Source organism: Dankookia rubra (genome assembly GCF_004355005.1).
Lineage (GTDB): Bacteria > Pseudomonadota > Alphaproteobacteria > Acetobacterales > Acetobacteraceae > Paracraurococcus > Paracraurococcus ruber_A.
Genome location: NZ_SMSJ01000022.1, coordinates 46386 through 63772, shown reverse-complemented (window position 1 = coordinate 63772; position 17387 = coordinate 46386). Strand labels below are relative to the sequence as shown.

Here is a 17387-nt window from a genome sequence, read left to right as displayed (position 1 = left end):
ATGATCCTTCGGCGTCAGATGCGGGCGGTGGTGACGGCGGCGGCGCCCCAGGTGGTGCGCCAGCGGCGCTTCACCGTGGTGAGGCCAACGAGGGCGAGGGCGGCCAGCGCGGCAAACACCAGGAAGCCGGCCTGGTAGGAGGCCGTGTACTGCTTCGAGAGGCCGAGCGAGGAGGCGAGGTAGAAGCCGCCGATGCCCCCCGTCATGCCGACCAGGCCGGTCATCACGCCGATCTCGGCGCGGAAGCGCTGCGGCACCAGCTGGAACACCGCGCCGTTGCCCATGCCGAGCGCCAGCATGGCGGGGACGAAGACCGCCAGCGCCATCCAGGCATTCGGCAGGCCGAGCGAGACGATGCCGAGGGCGATCGCGGCGACGGCGTACATCACGGACAGCGAGCGGACGCCGCCGATGCGGTCGGCCAGCGCGCCGCCGATCGGGCGGACCAGCGAACCCGCGAAGACGCAGGCGGCGGTGAAGTAGCCGGCGACCACCGGGCTCAGCCCGTAAACGTCGTTGAAGTAGATGGTCAGCGAGGCCGCCAGCCCGACGAAGCCGCCGAAGGTGACGGCGTAGAAGAACATGAACCACCAAGCGTCGGGGTTGCGCAGGACGGAGGCGTATTCGGCCATCGACTTCGCCGCCGGGCCGTTCGGCGCGTCCTTCGCCAGCAGCAGATAGAGGCCGAGCACCGCGATCAGCGGCAGGGCGGCGAGGCCGAGCACGTTGTTCCAGCCGAAGGCCAGGGCGAGGCCGGGGGCGAAGAGCGCGGCGAAGACGGTGCCGGAGTTGCCGGCACCGGCGATGCCGAGCGCGGTGCCCTGGTGCTCCGGCGGATACCAGCGCGACGCCAGCGGCAGGGCGACGGCGAAGGCCGCGCCGGCGACGCCGAGGGCGATGCCGACCAGCAGGACCTGGGCGAAGGTCGAGACGCCGAACCACCAGGCGGCGCCGAGGCCGGCGATGACCAGCACCTGGCCGATGGCGCCGGTGCGCTTCGGCCCGATCCGGTCGACCAGCACGCCGTTGACCACCCGCAGCAGCGCGCCCGCCAGCACCGGCACCGCGACCATCAGCCCCTTCTGCGCGGCCGAGAGGTGCAGGTCGGCGGCGATCTGCACCGCGAGCGGGCCGAGCAGCACCCAGACCATGAAGGAAACGTCGAAATAAAGGAATGCGGCGATCAGGGTGGGCAGATGCCCCGCCTTCAGGAAGCCCTGGTTCACGGTGAAGGTCTCCGCGGAGCGTCTCTCCGCGCGCAGGCCGCCTTTGGCCCGCAGGTCCTGCACTGGGACGACGTCGGGCCGTCCCGCTGCTTGGCTCCACCCGCCATTGGGGGGAGCCAGGGCCGGCAGCATCGGATCGGGGCTGCCCCGCCGGTGCCGGCCCAAGCTTGTTAGCAGCCTGCCCTGACTTTATTCAATGCTGTTTTTCGAAGCTTTTCCGAAGATCATCTCGGAAATGCTTAAACAACAGCCATTAAAGCATTAAAATTAGGCAGGCCAGCCTGGATGCTGCGGCTCAATCGTCCGCCAGCACGAAGAGCAGCAGCATGGTCCGCTGCAGCAGGTTCTGGTTGTCGTCCGATATCATCGCCACCAAGGTCCGCCCGCCGACCCGCACGGCGCTGACGCCCTCGAAGTTGTCGACCGGCAGGGGTGCGGCGATGCGGAGGATCTCCTCTCCCTTCAGCACCGTCCCCGGCCCGGCCGCCTGCAGCGCCGCGGCCGGTATCCGCACCAGCCGCCCGCCGAAGCCGCCGAAGAGCGAGAAGCTGCGCTCCAGCACCAGCGCGCCGCCATCCGGCAGCGGCGCGGCATCCGCCGGGCTCAGGTCCTCCCCAGGGCGATAGGCCATGGCCTGCCATTCGCCGGGCGGGCCGCCGAGCCAGGCGCGCACCACGCCGGGCTGGCCGGCCACGCTCATCGCCTCGGTGATCGCCAGGATTCGGCCATTCGCCAGCACGGCAAGGGATTCCAGCCCGCCATTGCCGCCCGCCTGCTCCAGCCCCGGCGGGGCCTGGACATAGACGCCCGGCCCGTCGATCCGCGCATAGGCGCGGATGCGGTGCCAGCGCTCGAACCCTACCAGCCAGGTCCCGTCGGGCAGCCGGGCCAGCGCTTCGGCATCGCCGCTGTAGCCGCGCGGCAGCGGCTGGCCGGCGCCGTCGCCGAGCGGCCCGCTGCGCAGGCCGGACAGCCCGACCGGGCGGCCGTCGCGCAATTCGATCCGCGCGGTCATCCAATACGCCAGGTCGCTGATGGCGGTGACCCGCAGGTCGGCATCGAGGTGCAGGGCCGACAGGCCGCCGAAGCCCAGCGCCTCGTCGGAGATCTCGATCCCGCCGAGCAGTTCCAGCCGACTGCCGGGTGGCAGCGGGGCGAACGGCAGGGGCTTGGCCGGCACGCCCTGGGCGAAGCCGCCCCGGACGCAGGCCGCGGTGGCCAGCGCGCCGAAGCCGGCCGCCAGCAGGGACCGGCGGCGCCAGGGGCCGCCGGGATGCTTCGTCATGACAGGGTCAGGCGACGAGCGCGGCGCGTTCCGTGGCGGCCCGCTGCCAGGCTTCGGCAGCGTCCTCGTCGAACAATTCGGCCAGCTTCTTCATCATGGTCCCGCCAAGCTCCTCGGCGTCCACGATGGTGACGGCGCGCCGGTAGTAGCGGGTAACATCATGACCGATGCCAATGGCAATCAATTCAACGTCGCCGCGACCTTCTATGTCGCCAATCACCTTACGGAGGTGGCGTTCCAGGTAATTGCCCGGATTGACCGAGAGCGTGCTGTCGTCGACCGGCGCACCGTCGGAGATCACCATCAGGATGCGGCGGTGCTCCGGCCGGTTGCGGATGCGCTTGTAGGCCCATTCCAGCGCCTCGCCGTCGATGTTCTCCTTCAGCAGGCCCTCGCGCAGCATCAGCCCGAGGTTCTTGCGGGCCCGCCGCCAGGGCGCGTCGGCCGCCTTGTAGACCACGTGGCGCAGGTCGTTCAGCCGCCCCGGGTTGCGCGGCTTGCCTTCCTGCACCCAGCGCTCGCGGCTCTGGCCGCCCTTCCAGGCGCGGGTGGTGAAGCCGAGGATCTCGGTTTTCACCGCGCAGCGCTCCAGCGTCCGGGCCAGGATGTCGGAGCACATGGCGGCCACGGTGATAGGGCGGCCGCGCATGGAGCCCGAATTGTCGATCAGCAGGGAGACGACGGTGTCGCGGAAGTCCGCTTCCCGCTCCCGCTTGTAGGTCAGCGCCAGCAGCGGGTTGGCGATGATGCGGGCGAGGCGGGCTGCGTCCAGCGTCCCCTCCTCGAGGTCGAATTCCCAGGCGCGCTGCTGCTGCGCCAGCAGCCGGCGCTGCAGCCGGTTGGCCAGCTTCGAGACGACGCCCTGCAGGTGGGACAGCTGCTGGTCAAGCTGCTGGCGCAGCCGGCCCAGCTCCTCCGGGTCGCAGAGCTCGTCGGCCTCAACGATCTCGTCGAACTGCGTGGTGAAGGGGTGGTAGCGGCTGGCGTCGTCGGTCTGCGGGACCTCCTTCCGCTGCTGCGGCCCGCCCGGCTTGTCGTCGCCCTCGGCGGCGGCGCCCTCGTCCTCGGCCTCCTCGACCTCCTCGTCCGAGGCCTCGCCCTGCATGGTCTCGGGCTGGGCGCCCAGCATGCTCTCCTGGTCCTGCGCCTGGGCCTCGCCCTCGCCGGACTGGTCCTGCTGGGTGGATTGCTCGCCACTCTCCTCGCCGTCCTCCTGCTCCTCGGATTCCGCCTCGACCTCGGCCTCGGCCAGGTCGAGCGCGGTGAGCAGCTTGCGGGCGGCGCGGCCGAAGGCGTCCTGGTCGTCGGTGGTGCCGGCCATCTCGGCCAGGGCCACGTCGGCCTGTTCGCCGATCGTGTCGCGCCAAAGGTCGAGCACGCGGCGGGCAGCCTCGGGCGCCGGCTCGCCGGAGATGCGTTCTCGTGCGAGGAGGGACAGCGCGGCGGGCAGCGGCAGCTGGTCCTTCCGCGTCATCCGGTCGTAGCCCTCGGTCTCGCACTGATCGTTCAGGCGGGCACGGAGGTTGGCGGCGACGCCCGACATGTGCTTGCTGCCGACGGCCTCGACCCGGACGTCCTCGAGTGCGTCGAAGACCTCCTTCGCTTCCCGCCGCTGCGGCAGGCGGGCGCTGTGGACGGCTTCCGAATGGTGCCGGATGCGGAGCGCGGCGGCGTCCGCCGCGCCGCGCAGCTTGGCCATCTCGGCCGGCGGCAGGGCGCGTGTCGGCAGCGGCAGGCGGACGCGCTTGCCGGCGACGCCGCCCGGGCCGGGCTGGAAGGCCACCTGCACCTCGGCATTGGCATGCGCGATGGCGCGCAGCGTGCCGGCGGTGGCGCGCTTGAACTCTTCCTGGCGGGTCAGGTCTTGCTTGGACATGGTCTGGTAAGCCCTGGGGTCTCGTCAGCCCTGATGGCGCGTGCCGGGAAGCAGGCGATGGACGGGGACGGCAGGCCCTCCCGCCCCGTCATGCACGGGCCGCCGCGCCAGGCCACGGCCCCGTTGCTCACCCCGCCTTCTTCAGCGAGGTGCCCATCGGCAGGTCCTCGTTGAAGCAGCGCTGGTAGTATTCCGCCACCGTGCTGCGCTCCGCCTCGTCGCACTTGTTGAGGAAGGTGAGGCGGAAGGCGAAGCCGACATCGCCGAAGATCTTGGCGTTCTCCGCCCAGGTGATGACCGTACGCGGCGACATGACGGTGCTGATGTCGCCGGCGATGAAGCCGGCACGGGTCAGGTCGGCCAGCGCCACCATCGCCTCCACCCGCTTCTTCAGCTTCGCGTCCGAGCCGTCGGCGCCCATCTTGGCCAAAACGATCGAGGTCTCCTGCGCATGCGGCAGGTAGTTCAGCGTGGCGACCACCGACCAGCGGTCCATCTGGCCCTGGTTGATCTGCTGCGTGCCGTGATAGAGGCCCGTGGTGTCGCCGAGGCCGACCGTGTTCGCCGTGGCGAAGAGCCGGAACATCGGGTGCGGCCGGATCACCTTGTTCTGGTCGAGCAGGGTCAGCTTGCCCTCGACCTCCAGCACCCGCTGGATGACGAACATGACGTCCGGGCGGCCGGCATCGTATTCGTCGAAGACCAGCGCGCAGGGGTGCTGCAGCGCCCAGGGCAGGATGCCCTCGCGGAACTCCGTCACCTGCTTGCCGTCCTTCAGGACGATCGCATCCTTGCCGATCAGGTCGATGCGGCTGATGTGGCTGTCGAGGTTGACGCGGATGCAGGGCCAGTTCAGCCGCGCCGCCACCTGCTCGATATGGGTCGATTTTCCGGTGCCGTGATAGCCCTGGATCATCACCCGGCGATTGTTGGTGAAGCCGGCCAGGATCGCCAGCGTCGTCTCGCGATCGAACTTGTAGGTTTGGTCCACCTCCGGCACGTGTTCCGTGCGCATGGAGAAGGCCGGCACCTGCAGGTCGATGTCGAGCCCGAAGGCCTCGCGCGCGCTGACGGTGGTGTCGGGGATATCGATCGCCGAAGTTGGACGGATTTCGGCGAGTGTGGCGACCTTGTTCATCGGCATCCGCTCAGGGTTCTTGGGGTGAGACTAGGCCAGGGTTGGGCGGCAGGCTACCCGGGCTGGGGCGATTTCCCAACCTGCGGCTTCGGCAGGGGTCAAGGGGCGGCTTCGGCGGGCTCCGCCGGCGCCGTGGCCCGGCCTGCACCGAGCTTCTGGCGCAGCAGGCTGTAGGCCCGGTTCACATCCTTCATCCGTTCCTCCGCGACGCGGTCGGCGCCGTTCAGGTCCGGATGCAGTTGCTTGGCCAATTCCTTGTAGCGGGCGCGGAGCGCCGGCATCTCGACCGGCCAGGCAAGCCCCAGAACGTCGAGCGCGGCGCGCAGTTCGGGCGGCGCCTCCCGCTTCTGTTCCTGCGGCCGGGTGCGCTGGGCATGCAGCGGGGTGTCGCGCAGGATCCCGAGCGGGTCGGCCAGGTATTCCGGGCTGAACCGGCTGGACCCGCCGAGCCGCCCGAGCGGCCAGGTCGGCCGCTGCCAGCCGCTGTCGCTGCGCAGGTTGGCCTCGATCTCGGCCGGGTTCATGCCTTTGTAGTAGTCCCAGGCAGCGTTGTATTCCCGCACGTGCGGCAGGCAGAACCAGACGTAATCGTTCAGGGCGGAGCGGGAGCGGGGGGCGCGGAACTCGCCTTCGGCGGTACAGCCGGGCGCGTCGCAGGGACGTCGCGGCCGGTCCGGATCGGGCTCGGGGGTGCGGCCGCGGCGGGGGGGCATATCGGCTTTATGGGCGTGGGGTGGCCCCGGCGCAAGGCGAGCGCCTGGCCCGGAGAGCCGGCTGGATTCTCCCTCGGCACCCTTGCCGAAGCCGGCGAAACCGTTGAAAAACCGCCTATGCACACACGCGCAGACCGCATCCGGCAGACCCTCGAGGCCAGCTTCGCGCCGGCCCAGGTCGAGGTCCGGGACGACAGCCAGCTCCATGCCGGCCATGCCGGCGCCGCCCCGGGCGGGGAAACGCACTACAGCGTGCTCGCCGTCAGTCCCGCCTTCGCCGGGATGACCCGGGTTGCCCGCTCGCGTGCCGTGCATGCGGTGCTGGAGGCCGAGTTCGGCCGTGGGCTGCACGCCCTTGCCCTGAAGCTGCAGACGCCGGAGGAAGCCGGGGCCGCCTGAGGCTCATCGGGGCGCCGGCGGCAGGAATTGCCGCCGTGGCCTAGCCCTGGTCCCGCCCCGCCGCTATGGGACCGCACTTTCCGAGCAGGACACCGAGACATGACCCCAGCCGAACTCGCCGCCGTGCAGGCCCATCTGCGCCGGCTGCTGGGCAACGAGCAGATCAAGCTCTCGACCCCGAATCGCAAGAACGCCTCCGTCGAGCTCTTCGTCGGCAGCGAATTCGTCGGCACCGTCCACCGCGATGCCGAGGATGGCGAGGTCTCCTACAGCGTGCAGATCGTCGTGCTGTCCGAGGACCTGTCGCAGCTCAACTGACCCCGGGCCGACTGAACCGGGAGGGGCCGCGGCGCGTCATGGGTGCATGAGCGAACCTGATCCGTCCCCTGGCCCTCGGCCCGAACAGCTTCGCCTTGATGCCGTGCGCTGCCCGCATTGCGACGAGGTGACCATGCCGAACCAGATGGCGGATGGCTCCGTCGTCTGTTCCTGCACCGCGGAACGCGCCCTGCCGCTCGATCTGGTGCGGGGCACCGACTGGGACGGCGCGCCCGGCGGCGAGCCCGGCACCATGCCGCCCCCGGTCGACGAGGCGATGGGCCCGCGCGGCGCCCCCAGCCATCCCATGCCGCCCGGCCAGGACCAGGCGCAGGATCCCCGCCGCGGCACGCTGCCGGAGGACAAGGGCCAGTTCGGCCGCGACGTCGAGACCGAGGACTACAAGCCCCTGCGCCCGCCACCGGGAGCCTGAGGGCAACCCGGCCCGCCCAGCCCTGTTCTGGGATCTCCCAACAGGACAGGTGACCCTATGCCGCAACGCCCCGACGACGCGCACGAGAAGGCCCGCGACCTCGGCGAGAAAGCGCTCGAGGACTTGGCCCAGGGCCGGGAGAAGGATGCCGACCGGCATATCGAGCAGGCCAAGCGCCTGGACGAGAGCGCATTGCGCGAGCTGGTGCAGGACCTCGACGAGGATGCCGGCGCCAGTCCGGACGCGGTAAAGGACCGCTAAGTCAGGGTGCGGGAAGACCGCGGCTCACCCCGGCCGGACGCCTGCGTCGGGCCGGGGTGAGCCCGGCCCGCGACCAGGGCGGGGGCGGCACCCCGCCCCCGGCCCTCAACGGTACCAGCGCTGCTGCCGGGCCCAGGCCTCGCGCTCGCGTTCTTCTTCCCAGCTGTCGCGGTGCCATTGCTCCTGCCGGCGCCGGGCCTTCTGCTCGCGCTGGCGCCATTGGGCCGCGCGCCAGCGTTCGTAGTCGCGGCGGCGGCGCTGGTTCTCCCACCAGCCCGGCGGCGGGGGCGGCTGTGCGACCGCAGGCCCGGCCAGCGGCGCGGTGAGGCCCGCGGCGCCGACCAGCCCGGCCAGCAGGGCGCGGCGGCTTGCCGTGACCATGCGGCTCAGCGGCGCGGCGCGGTCAGGGCGCCGCCCGCGGCGCCGATGCCACCGCCCACCAGAGCCCCGGTGCCGACGTTGCCGCCGGTCAGGGCGCCGACGCCCGCACCCGCCCCGGCGCCGAGCAGGCCGCCCGAGACGGCGCGGCCGCCGGTGGTCTGGCCGCAGGCGGCCAGGGTCAGCAGCAACAGGGTGGCGATCGCAGTCCGTGCCATGTATTCCTCCGCGGTTCGTACCGCAGCGGAACGCAGCGCGGCGGGCGAAGATCGCGTGGCAAAGACTTCAAATAACGCGTCAGTAACGGCTACTTCAACGCCTGCGCTGCCTGCAGCACCTCGGCGGCATGCGCCTCCGGCTTCACCTTGCGCCAGACCCTGGCGACGCGGCCGGCGGCATCCACCAGGAAGCTGCTGCGCTCCATGCCCATGTATGTTTTGCCGTACATGGACTTCTCCACCCAGGTACCATAGGCGGCGGCCACCGCATGGTCCTCGTCCGAGGCCAGCGGGAATTCCAGGTTGTACTTCCTGGCGAATTTCTCGATGGGCGGCAGCTTGTCCGGGCTCACCCCGATCACCGTCAGGCCGAGCTTGCCGAGTTGCGGCAGGGCTTCCTGGATGCCGCAGGCCTGCTTGGTGCAGCCGGGCGTATCCGCCTTCGGGTAGAAGTAGAGCAGGAATGGCTTGCCCTTCAGCCCGTCGAGGCTGACGGTCCGGCCGCCGCTGGCCGGCATGGAAAAGGCCGGCGCCGGAGCGCCCTCGATCGGTCCTGCGTCGCTCATTCCCCAGCCCCCGTTCCCAAGGCGCCGAGCCGCCGCTCGAAGATCGCGCGGACCACCCTGGCCGTCTCCGCCATCTGTGCGCGCAACCCGCCGAGATCAACCGCCGGCGCGAGCAGCAACGGCGCCGTCGCGCGCAGCAGCGCCGCCGCGGCCGGCGCCGGCAGCGCCGGGTCGCGCGACCTGCCATGGGTCAGCCGGACCAACCCGATCACCGTCCGCCAGAGCCGGTCGGCACGGATCAACGCCGCGGCTTCCTCGGCCGGCAGCACCCCGGCGTCGCGCAGCCGGGCCAGGGCAACGCGCGTCGTGGTCGCCAGCACCTTCGGGTTCCCGGCGGCATGGCGGAGCTGCAGCGCCTGGGCGATGAACTCCACCTCGATCAGCCCGCCCGGCATCGCCTTCAGGTCCCAGGGCCCCTCCGGCGGCAGGTCGCGCAGCATCCGCTGGCGCATCGCCACCGCGTCCGTCAGCGCGGTGTCCGCCGCGCCCGGCCGGGTGACCGCGGCGCGCAGCAGCTCGGCGATCCGCCGCCGCATCGCCGGGGGACCCGCGATCGGCCGCGCCCGGGTCAGCGCCATGCGCTCCCAGGTCCAGGCCTCGGTCATGTGGTAGGCCTCGAAGGTCGAGAGCCGCACCGCCACCGGCCCCTTGTTGCCGGAGGGCCTGAGCCGCATGTCGACCTCCCAGAGCCGCCCTTCCGCCCCCGGCGCGGTAATGGCGCTGACCACCTGCGGCGCCAGGCGGAGGAAGTACTCGGACGGCGCCAGCGACCGCCGCCCCCCCTCGCTGCCCGTCGCCTCCGGGTCGTGGTCATACAGCAGCACCAGGTCGAGGTCGGAGCCCGGCAGCATCTCCCGACTGCCGAGCTTGCCCATGGCCAGCACCGCCAGCGCGCCGCCCGGGACGCGGCCGTAGCGCTCGGCGAAGTCGGCCGTGATGCGCGGCAGCAGCGCGGCGATGGCGGCATCGGCCAGGTCGGACCGCAGCTCGCCGGCCGTGTCGGCATCGATCACGCCTTCCAGCGCCGCCGCGTCGATCTCGAATTTCCGCGCCGTCGCCAGCCGGCGGGCGGCATCCATCGCCTCCTCCAGGTGGCGGGCATCCTTGACCAGGGCCGGCAGCCCGGCCGCCGGGTCGGCGGCGCCGGGCGAGACCCCGCCGCCGGCCAGCAGCCCGTCCAGCGCCGCCGGGTTGCGCGCCAGGTGCTCGGCCAGCTGCGGCGCCGCGCCCAGCAGGAAGGCGATGCGGTCGAGCAGCGCCGGGTTGCGGTGCAGCAGGGACAGCAGCTGGACCCCCGCCGGCAGCCGCGACAGCACGGTGTCGAACCGCACCAGCGCCTGGTCCGGGTTGGACTGCCGGCCGAAGGCGGCCAGCAGGGTCGGCATCAAGGCGGTCAGCAGCTCCCGCGCCCGCTCGGACCGGGTCGCCCGCGGCCGGCCGTGGTGCCAGGACCGCACCATGGCGCCGACCGAGGCCGGGTCGGCGAAGCCGAGCCGCTTCAGCGTCGCCATCGTGCCGGGATCGTCCTCCACCCCGGTGAAGACCAGGTTGCCGGTATTGGCGCCGTCCGGCGCCTCGACGCTCAGCGCCGGCGCGGTCTCGAAGAAGCTCTCGTAGTGGCGCTCGACCCGGGCGAGATGCGCCATGAAGGCGGTGGCGAAGGCGTCCCCGTCGGGGAAGCCCATGAAGGAGGCGATGCGGGCCAGCCCCGCCGCGTCCTCCGGCAGCCTGTGCGTCTGCCGGTCGGCCACCATCTGCAGCCGGTGCTCGAGGTCGCGGAGGAAGACATAGGCATCGGCCAGGTCCGCCGCCGCCCGGCGGTCCAGCCGCCCGGCCCCGGCCAGCGCCGCCAGCGCGCCGAGCGTGGTCGGGTCGCGCAGGCCGGGGTCACGTCCGCCCCAGATCAGTTGCAGGACCTGGGCGGTGAACTCGATCTCGCGTATGCCGCCCCGTCCGAGCTTCACGTCGTGCCCGGCCAACGCGATCGTCGCGCCGGCGCCCTGGGCGCCCTTGTGGACATGGATCTGCCGCTTGATGGAATGGATATCCGCCACGGCGGCGAAATCGAGGTGACGGCGCCAGACGAAGGGGCGGATCTCGCGCAGGAAATGCTCGCCGAGCGCCCGGTCCCCGGCGACCGGCCGGGCCTTGATCATGGCGGCGCGTTCCCAGTTCTGCCCCATGCTCTCGTAGTAGACGATTGCCGCATTGACCGAGACCGCGAGCGGCGTCGCCGCCGGGTCCGGGCGCAATCGCAGGTCGGTGCGGAAGACGTAGCCCTCGGCGGTGCGTTCATCGAGCAGGCGCACGAGGTCGCGCGCCAGGCGGACGTAGCAGGCACCGGCGCGATCCGTGTGATAGGCAGCGGCTGCCGGATCATAGAGCACCATGAGGTCGACATCCGAGGAGTAGTTCAGCTCCCGCCCGCCGAGCTTGCCCATGCCGAGCACGATGAGGCCGCTGCCCTTGCCGACGGCCTTCGGGTCGGCGCGCGTACCGTTGGCCGGCCGGGCGATCCGCAGGTCGCCGCGCTCGGCCGCCGCCAGCAGCAGGTGGGCGCAGGCGAAGTCGATGGTGCCGTCGGCGAGGTCGGAGAGCGCGCCGGTGACGGCATCCAGCGGCCAGAGCCCGGCCAGGTCGGCCGCGGCGATGATCAGCGCGGCCTGCCGCTTCACCCGCCGCAGCATGGCCCCGACCGCGTCGCGCGCCGCGCCCGGATCGGCATGGCGCAGCGGGGTCAGGGCGAGGTCGAAGGCCTCGTCCGGGCCGCGCTCGGCCAGCCGCAGCAGCGCCGCCGGCTCGCGCAGCGCGAGCTCCGCCAGGTAGGGGCTGTGGCCGCCGAGCGCGGCGAGCAGCGCCGGGCCGCCCGGCAGCGCGGCGACCGCGCGGGCGGCGGCATCTCCCTCGGTGAATTGCTGCAGGAGGCGGCCGGCGGCCTCCCGGTCATAGGGGCGCGGCAGGTGGTCCGGCGTGAATGCGGGTATGGCCATGATCCCGGAGGGAAGGCGTGAGCGCCGCCCCAGGTCAAGCGGTTCGCCCGCCCGGGAACAACGGCGCGGCCGGGGCGGGGCGGCACTGGAGCTGGCGCTGGGCGCATCGCTGCGCCGCCGTCCTCGTCTTCCTCGCGGTCGCGCTGCTGCTCGGCCTCGGCGGCATTGCCTGGCGGCTGGCGGAGAAGCCGCTCGACCTGCCGCAGCTCGCACGGCGGATCGAGGCGACGGTGAATGCCCGGCCGGGGGGCGCGCGCCTGAGCATCGGCGAGGCCGCGGTCGCCTGGGAGGGGTTCCGCGGCGGCACCGCCGCGCCGCTCGATATCCGGCTGCGCGCGGTGCGGCTGCAGGCCGCCGGCGCCGAGATCGACCTGCCCGAGGCGGCCTTCACGCTTTCCTTCCGCGCCCTGCTGCGCGGCGTCGTCGCGCCGGCGACGATCGAGCTGCGGCGGCCCCGGCTGCGGGCGACGCTGACCGAGGGCGGCATCGCCCTCGGCCTCGGCCCCGCGGCCCCTGGCTCGGCCGCGTCGCAGGACGCCGCGGCGGAGCCGCTGGCCGAGACCGACGTGGCGACGCTGCTGGCCGGGCTGATGCTGCCGGCCTCCGACCGCGACGCGCTGGCGGCGCTGCGCCGCATCCGCATCAACGGCGGCGAGGCGGTGCTGGCCGATCCCGCCGCCGGCCTGACCTGGACCCTGCTGGAGCCGCATATCGACCTGCGCCGCGCCGCGGATGGCGGGCTGGCCGGGGAAGGCGAGGCGCTGCTGCGGGCCGGCGCGGTCAGCGTGCCGGTGCGGCTGTCGGGCGAGGCGCGCGGCACGCCGATGCGGATCTCGCTCGGCCTGCTGCTGCCGGCGCTGCGGCCGGCGGAACTCGCCAGCATATGGCCGCCGCTGGCGCCGCTCGCGGTGCTCGACGCGCCGGTGACCCTGGCCGCCCGCGCCGAATTCGACGCCGCGGCCCGGCCCGACCGCATGCAGGCGCGGCTCGAGGCCGGGCCGGGCGCCCTCGTGCTCGCCCCCGGCCGCCGGCTGCCGGTCGCCGGCCTCGCCGCGACGGTCGAGGGCAGCAGCCGGGCGCTGACGATCCGCGAGGCGGTGCTGCGGCTGCCCGGCCCCGGGGGACCGGCATCCGGGCGCCCGGGGCCGAGCCTGACCGCGCGCGGCGAGGTGCTGCAGCGCGACGGCGCCTGGCGCGCCGCGCTCGACCTCGGCACCGAGCCCTTCCAGGCCAGCACCCTGCCCGCGCTCTGGCCGGCCGACCTGGCGCCGGAAGCCCGTGCCCTGGCGCTGCGGAGCCTGCCCTCGGGCCAGTTGCGGGAGGCGCGGGCGCGGCTCGACCTCGTGGTGCCGCCGGGGCTGGATGCGGTCACGCTGGAAGGCGCCCGGCTCGGGCTCGGCCTCGCCCGGGCGGTCGTCGACCTCGGCGCCGGCCGCCGGGCCGCGGTGGAGACGGCGGAGCTGGCCGCCAGCTACACCCCCGGCCTGCTGCGGCTGGACCGGCTGTTGCTGCGGCCGCCCGCCGCCCCGGTCGGCGCGCGCCCGCCTGGCGGGGCCCTGCAGGGTGGCGGCCGGCCGCCGCCGACCCTGGTGGCGGAAGGCGAGGCCCGGCTGGCCGATGAGGCGGGCGGGGCACGCTGGCAGCTGCAGGCCGGGCTGACGCTGGATGCCCTGGCCGCCGGCGAGCTCGACGCCTATTGGCCGAAGGGCCTGGCGGAGAATACCCGCGACTGGATGGTGCAGAACCTGACCGCCGGGCTGATCCGCAACGGCCGCTGGCAGGTGCAGGCGGCGGCGCCGGCCTCGCTCGACCGCGTCGAGCTCACCGGGCTCGCCGGCACGGTCGAGATGGTGGACGCGACGGTGCACTGGCTGCGCCCGGTGCCGCCGGTGACCGGCGTCTCGGGCAGCGCCGAATTCGGCCCGGGCTGGGTCACCCTGCGCGGCCGCGGCGGCCGCCAGGCGCTGCCGGACGGACGGCCCGGCGGGATCGAGCTGAAGGAATCGACCGTCCGCTTCACCGGGCTCGACACCGACAGCGAGCAGGCGGAGATCACCGGCCAGACCACGGGGCCGCTGCCCGAGATCTTCGCCCTGCTGCGCCACCCCCGGCTGAAGCTCTTCGAGAGGCGCAAGCTGGAGGTCCAGGCCGCCGGCGGCCAGGCCGAGGCGCGGGTGTCGGTCAGCTTCCCGCTGCTGGCCGACCTGCCGATGGACCTGCTGAGGATCGGCGCCCGCGGCCGGGTGACCGAGGCCCGGCTCCCCGGCGCCCTGGTCGAGCGCGACGTCGAGCGCGGCAATTTCGACTTCGCGGTGGACACCGACGGGCTGAAGCTGAACGGCCAGGCGCTCTGGGTCGGCGCGCCGGTGCGGCTGAACCTCGAGATGGACTTCCGCAACGGCGGCCAGTCCCAGGTGACCGAGCGCGGCAGCCTGACCGGCCGGTTCGACGCGGCGCAGGTCAATGCGCTCGGGGTCGAGACCGGCAAGGTCCTCGATGGCCAGGTGGCGCTCGACGCGCGCTACGAGCGCCGCCGCAGCGGCCAGGGCAGCGTCGCCCTGCGCGGCGACCTGCGCGACGCCCGGCTGGGGGTGGAGCCGCTGGACTGGGCCAAGCCGCCCGGCACGCCCGGCCGGTTCGAGGGCACCTTGCGGCTGCAGGGCGAGACGCTCGGCAGCATGGAGCAGATGCTGCTGGAAACGCCGGACCTGGCGCTGCGCGGGCGCGGCGTCTTCGGCCCGAAGGGCCGGCTGGAGCGCTTCGAGCTGGCCGAGGGCAGCCTCGGCATCTCCCGCTTCGCCGGCGAGGTGCGCCGGCCGGAGCGTGCCGGCGGCCCCTGGCAGGCCGACCTGCGCGGCCCGCTGCTCGACCTGCGGCCGGTGCTCCGGACCAAGGACCAGCCGCCGTCCGCCGGCCCGCCGGACGAGAACGGCCTGCCGCTGCAGCTCGACCTGCGGTTCGAGCGGATGACGATGGGCGAGGGCCGCTACCTGCACGCTACCCGGGCGCGGGTGCGGAGCGATGCCGCCGGCCTGCTGCGGGAGGCGCGGGCGACCGGCCGCACCGGCAGCGCCGCGGGCGGCGAGTTCGACCTGACCCTCGCGCCGCAGGGCCAGCACCGGCTGCTGCGGCTGACGGCGGCGGATGGCGGCGCGCTGCTGCAGGCGATGGACCTGACGGATTCGATCCGCGGCGGCAGGCTCTCGGTCAGCGGCAACTACGACCAGCTGCGCCCCGGCGCGGCGCTGGCCGGCACCGCGGAGCTCGAGCAATTCGTCCTGCGCGACGCCCCGGCCCTGGCCAAGCTGCTGCAGGCGATGACGCTCTACGGCCTGGTCGAGGCGGTGCAGGGCGGCAAGGGGCTGGTCTTCAGCCGCCTCGTCGCGCCCTTCTCCCTGACGCCCGAGGCGCTGGTGCTGACCGACGCGCGGGCCTTCTCCGCCTCGCTCGGGCTGACGGCGAAGGGGAGGCTGCTGCGGGAGAAGCGGGTCGCCGCGGTCGAGGGCACCATCGTGCCGGCCTATGTGTTCAACACGCTGCTGGGGCGGCTGCCGATCCTCGGCCGGCTGTTCAGCCCGGAGGCCGGCGGCGGCCTCTTCGCCGCGACCTACCGGGTGCAGGGGCCGCTCGACGACCCGACGGTGACGGTGAACCCGCTGGCGGCGCTGACGCCGGGCTTCCTGCGCGGGCTGTTCGGTCTGGGCGGGGCGCCGGCGCGATAGGGGACCGGGCAGCGCCGCCGGAGCCGCGCGGCGGATTCACCGTATCCTCAGATTTCCGCACCAGGGTGCAGCCTCCTTCGTGCCCGGAGTGCCCATGTCCACCACCATCGCCCTTCCCGCCGATCGCTCGCGGACGACGTCATCCTGGCGGCTCGGCCTCGCGCCGAAGCTGCTCGGCGTGGTCGGGCTGCTCGGCCTGCTCGCGGCGGGCATCGCCACGGGCGCCGTCCACACGACCGCGCGCCAGGCCGAGAGCATAAAAAGCCTGGAAGGGGTGGGCAACCGCGGCATCGTCCTCGGCCGGGCGGACGTGAATTTCGTGGCCTGGGTACGCAGCGTGGAGTTCCTGCCGCTTGAGCTCTCGGCCGAGCAGCGCCGGCACTGGGAGGAGAAGGCGGCCCACCACCTGAATCGGCTGGAGAAGCGGCTCGACGAGCTGCGCCCCGCGCTGGTCCTGCCCAAGAACAGGCGCGACCTGGTCAAGGTCGACGCTGCCGTCGGGTCATACAAGAAGGTGCATGCCGAGGTGCAGGCGCTGGCCCGCGCCGGGAAGCTCGAGGCGGCCACCCGCGCCGCCATGGCCGCCGCCGCCGAGGTGGACGCGGCGGGCGAGCTGCTGAACGAGATGCAGATGCGCGCCATCCGCATGCTCGAATCCGTGAAGACCGCGGCACACGCGGAAACCGCCAGTGCCCAAGCTTGGCTGATCGGCGGCTCGCTCGCCGGCATCCTGCTCGGCACCTCCCTGGCGCTGCTGATCGTGCTGCGCGGCGTGACCGGGCCGCTGAAGCGGCTGACGGCGACCGCCGGCGGGCTGGCCGAGGGCCGGATCGACACGCCGGTCGAGGCGACCGCCCGGGCGGACGAGGTGGGCGCCATCGCCCGCGGCCTCGAGGTGCTGCGGAACGCGGCGCTGCGCACCCGGACGCTGGAGCAGGAAGCCGCCGCCGCCCGGGCCGCGGCCGAGGCGGCGCGGCTGCAGGCGCAGCGCGACCTGGCCGACCGGGTGGAACGCGAACTGGGCGCGGTGGTGCAGGGCCTCTCGGCCACGGTCGGCACGCTGGAGACCGGAATCACCCGGCTCGACGGCACGGCGCAGGGCACGGCGGAACGCGCCGCCTCCGTCGCCGCCGGCGCCACCGAGGCGACCAGCAACGTGCAGACCGTCGCCGCGGCGGCCGAGGAACTGGCCTCCTCGGTCAACGAGATCACCCGCCAGGTGACCGCGGCGGCGCAGGTCGCGCGGCGCGCGGTGCAGGATGCGCGGGAGGCGGACGGGACCGTGACCGGCCTGTCCGAGGCGGCGCAGCGGATCGGCGACGTGGTGCGGCTGATCGGCGACATCGCCGGGCAGACCAACCTGCTGGCGCTGAACGCGACGATCGAGGCGGCCCGCGCCGGGGAGGCCGGCAAGGGCTTCGCCGTGGTGGCGAGCGAGGTGAAGACCCTGGCCAGCCAGACCGGCCGCGCGACCGAGGAGATCGGCGCGCAGATCGCCGCCATCCAGGCGGCGACCGACCGCGCGGTGCAATCCATCAAGGGCATCGCCGAGGTGGTGGCGGAGGTCGACGGCATTTCGGCGACCATCGCCGCGGCGGTCGAGGAACAGGGCGCGGCGACGCGCGAGATCGCCCGCAACGTCGCCGAAGCGGCGCAGGGCACCAACGACGTCTCCGCCAACATCGCCCATGTCAGCGCCGGGGTGGAGCAGACGACGGGCGCGCTGGCCGGGCTGCGCGACGCGACCGGTGCGGTGGCGCAGCAGGGCGGCGCGCTGCGGGACGGGCTGGCCGGGCTGCTGCAGGGGCTGCGCGCCGCCTGAGGCGGGCATCCTTCTGCGGGTCCCGGGTTCCCGCAGGGTCGC

The 17387-nt window shown here is 73.4% G+C and carries 15 protein-coding genes; 6 read left to right on the top strand and 9 right to left on the bottom strand.

All coding sequences use genetic code 11. The annotated features are described in order from the left end of the window. Positions 1-14: 14 nt before the first annotated feature. From E2C06_RS17255 to E2C06_RS17235, 5 genes are all read right to left on the bottom strand, one after another. The gene (locus tag E2C06_RS17255) at positions 15-1226 is read right to left on the bottom strand and encodes a nitrate/nitrite transporter (RefSeq protein WP_241671330.1); all 1212 of its coding nucleotides are present in this window, start codon (positions 1224-1226) and stop codon (positions 15-17) included. A gap of 295 nt (positions 1227-1521) precedes the next feature. Continuing rightward, positions 1522-2511 (bottom strand): esterase-like activity of phytase family protein, encoded by a 990-nt coding sequence (locus E2C06_RS17250; RefSeq protein WP_133289859.1) that lies wholly within the window; start codon positions 2509-2511, stop codon positions 1522-1524. Between the two features lie 7 nt (positions 2512-2518). Beyond that, on the bottom strand, positions 2519-4387 hold the full coding sequence (gene cobT / locus E2C06_RS17245) for a cobaltochelatase subunit CobT (protein WP_133289858.1): 1869 nt from the start codon (positions 4385-4387) through the stop codon (positions 2519-2521). Positions 4388-4514: 127 nt separating this feature from the next. After that, the gene (gene cobS / locus E2C06_RS17240; protein ID WP_133289857.1) at positions 4515-5525 is read right to left on the bottom strand and encodes a cobaltochelatase subunit CobS; all 1011 of its coding nucleotides are present in this window, start codon (positions 5523-5525) and stop codon (positions 4515-4517) included. Positions 5526-5623: 98 nt separating this feature from the next. Continuing rightward, positions 5624-6238: a J domain-containing protein gene (locus E2C06_RS17235; protein ID WP_133289856.1), complete on the bottom strand. Its 615-nt coding sequence runs from the start codon at positions 6236-6238 to the stop codon at positions 5624-5626. 117 nt (positions 6239-6355) lie between these two features. On the opposite strand from E2C06_RS17235, the gene E2C06_RS17230 reads away from it, so the two are divergent. From E2C06_RS17230 to E2C06_RS17215, 4 genes are all read left to right on the top strand, one after another. After that, the gene (locus tag E2C06_RS17230; protein WP_133289855.1) at positions 6356-6637 is read left to right on the top strand and encodes a BolA family protein; all 282 of its coding nucleotides are present in this window, start codon (positions 6356-6358) and stop codon (positions 6635-6637) included. Between the two features lie 99 nt (positions 6638-6736). After that, on the top strand, positions 6737-6955 hold the full coding sequence (locus tag E2C06_RS17225; protein ID WP_133289854.1) for a DUF3126 family protein: 219 nt from the start codon (positions 6737-6739) through the stop codon (positions 6953-6955). A 133-nt stretch (positions 6956-7088) separates the two neighbouring features. After that, entirely contained in the window at positions 7089-7388 is a 300-nt protein-coding gene (locus tag E2C06_RS17220) for a hypothetical protein (protein WP_133289853.1), read from the top strand. Between the two features lie 57 nt (positions 7389-7445). Beyond that, complete coding sequence (locus E2C06_RS17215) at positions 7446-7649, top strand: hypothetical protein (protein WP_133289852.1); 204 nt, start codon at positions 7446-7448, stop codon at positions 7647-7649. Between the two features lie 105 nt (positions 7650-7754). On the opposite strand, the gene E2C06_RS17210 is transcribed toward E2C06_RS17215, so the two are convergent. From E2C06_RS17210 to E2C06_RS17195, 4 genes are all read right to left on the bottom strand, one after another. After that, positions 7755-8030 carry a hypothetical protein gene (locus E2C06_RS17210; protein ID WP_133289851.1) on the bottom strand — a complete coding sequence of 92 codons (276 nt, stop codon included), beginning with the start codon at positions 8028-8030 and terminating at the stop codon, positions 7755-7757. A 5-nt stretch (positions 8031-8035) separates the two neighbouring features. After that, complete coding sequence (locus E2C06_RS17205; RefSeq protein WP_133289850.1) at positions 8036-8245, bottom strand: hypothetical protein; 210 nt, start codon at positions 8243-8245, stop codon at positions 8036-8038. A gap of 89 nt (positions 8246-8334) precedes the next feature. After that, the gene (gene bcp / locus E2C06_RS17200) at positions 8335-8811 is read right to left on the bottom strand and encodes a thioredoxin-dependent thiol peroxidase (RefSeq protein WP_133289849.1); all 477 of its coding nucleotides are present in this window, start codon (positions 8809-8811) and stop codon (positions 8335-8337) included. Further along, positions 8808-11801 carry a bifunctional [glutamine synthetase] adenylyltransferase/[glutamine synthetase]-adenylyl-L-tyrosine phosphorylase gene (locus E2C06_RS17195; RefSeq protein WP_133289848.1) on the bottom strand — a complete coding sequence of 998 codons (2994 nt, stop codon included), beginning with the start codon at positions 11799-11801 and terminating at the stop codon, positions 8808-8810. The genes bcp and E2C06_RS17195 overlap by 4 nt, the downstream gene beginning before the upstream one ends. Before the next feature lie 17 nt (positions 11802-11818). On the opposite strand from E2C06_RS17195, the gene E2C06_RS17190 reads away from it, so the two are divergent. Beyond that, complete coding sequence (locus E2C06_RS17190; RefSeq protein WP_133289847.1) at positions 11819-15523, top strand: YhdP family protein; 3705 nt, start codon at positions 11819-11821, stop codon at positions 15521-15523. Positions 15524-15617: 94 nt separating this feature from the next. Next, positions 15618-17345, top strand: coding sequence for a methyl-accepting chemotaxis protein (locus E2C06_RS17185; RefSeq protein ID WP_133289846.1), 1728 nt, complete (start codon positions 15618-15620; stop codon positions 17343-17345). Positions 17346-17387 lie beyond the last annotated feature (42 nt).

Excerpts from the sequence above, each read along its gene's own strand:
- E2C06_RS17250 (WP_133289859.1), bottom strand. The coding sequence starts at position 2,511 with ATGACGAAGCATCCCGGCGGCCCCTGGCGCCGCCGGTCCCTGCTGGCG.
- cobT (WP_133289858.1), bottom strand. The coding sequence starts at position 4,387 with ATGTCCAAGCAAGACCTGACCCGCCAGGAAGAGTTCAAGCGCGCCACC.
- cobS (WP_133289857.1), bottom strand. The coding sequence starts at position 5,525 with ATGAACAAGGTCGCCACACTCGCCGAAATCCGTCCAACTTCGGCGATC.
- E2C06_RS17235 (WP_133289856.1), bottom strand. The coding sequence starts at position 6,238 with ATGCCCCCCCGCCGCGGCCGCACCCCCGAGCCCGATCCGGACCGGCCG.
- E2C06_RS17230 (WP_133289855.1), top strand. The coding sequence starts at position 6,356 with ATGCACACACGCGCAGACCGCATCCGGCAGACCCTCGAGGCCAGCTTC.
- E2C06_RS17225 (WP_133289854.1), top strand. The coding sequence starts at position 6,737 with ATGACCCCAGCCGAACTCGCCGCCGTGCAGGCCCATCTGCGCCGGCTG.
- E2C06_RS17220 (WP_133289853.1), top strand. The coding sequence starts at position 7,089 with ATGCCGAACCAGATGGCGGATGGCTCCGTCGTCTGTTCCTGCACCGCG.
- E2C06_RS17215 (WP_133289852.1), top strand. The coding sequence starts at position 7,446 with ATGCCGCAACGCCCCGACGACGCGCACGAGAAGGCCCGCGACCTCGGC.
- E2C06_RS17210 (WP_133289851.1), bottom strand. The coding sequence starts at position 8,030 with ATGGTCACGGCAAGCCGCCGCGCCCTGCTGGCCGGGCTGGTCGGCGCC.
- E2C06_RS17205 (WP_133289850.1), bottom strand. The coding sequence starts at position 8,245 with ATGGCACGGACTGCGATCGCCACCCTGTTGCTGCTGACCCTGGCCGCC.
- bcp (WP_133289849.1), bottom strand. The coding sequence starts at position 8,811 with ATGAGCGACGCAGGACCGATCGAGGGCGCTCCGGCGCCGGCCTTTTCC.
- E2C06_RS17195 (WP_133289848.1), bottom strand. The coding sequence starts at position 11,801 with ATGGCCATACCCGCATTCACGCCGGACCACCTGCCGCGCCCCTATGAC.
- E2C06_RS17185 (WP_133289846.1), top strand. The coding sequence starts at position 15,618 with ATGTCCACCACCATCGCCCTTCCCGCCGATCGCTCGCGGACGACGTCA.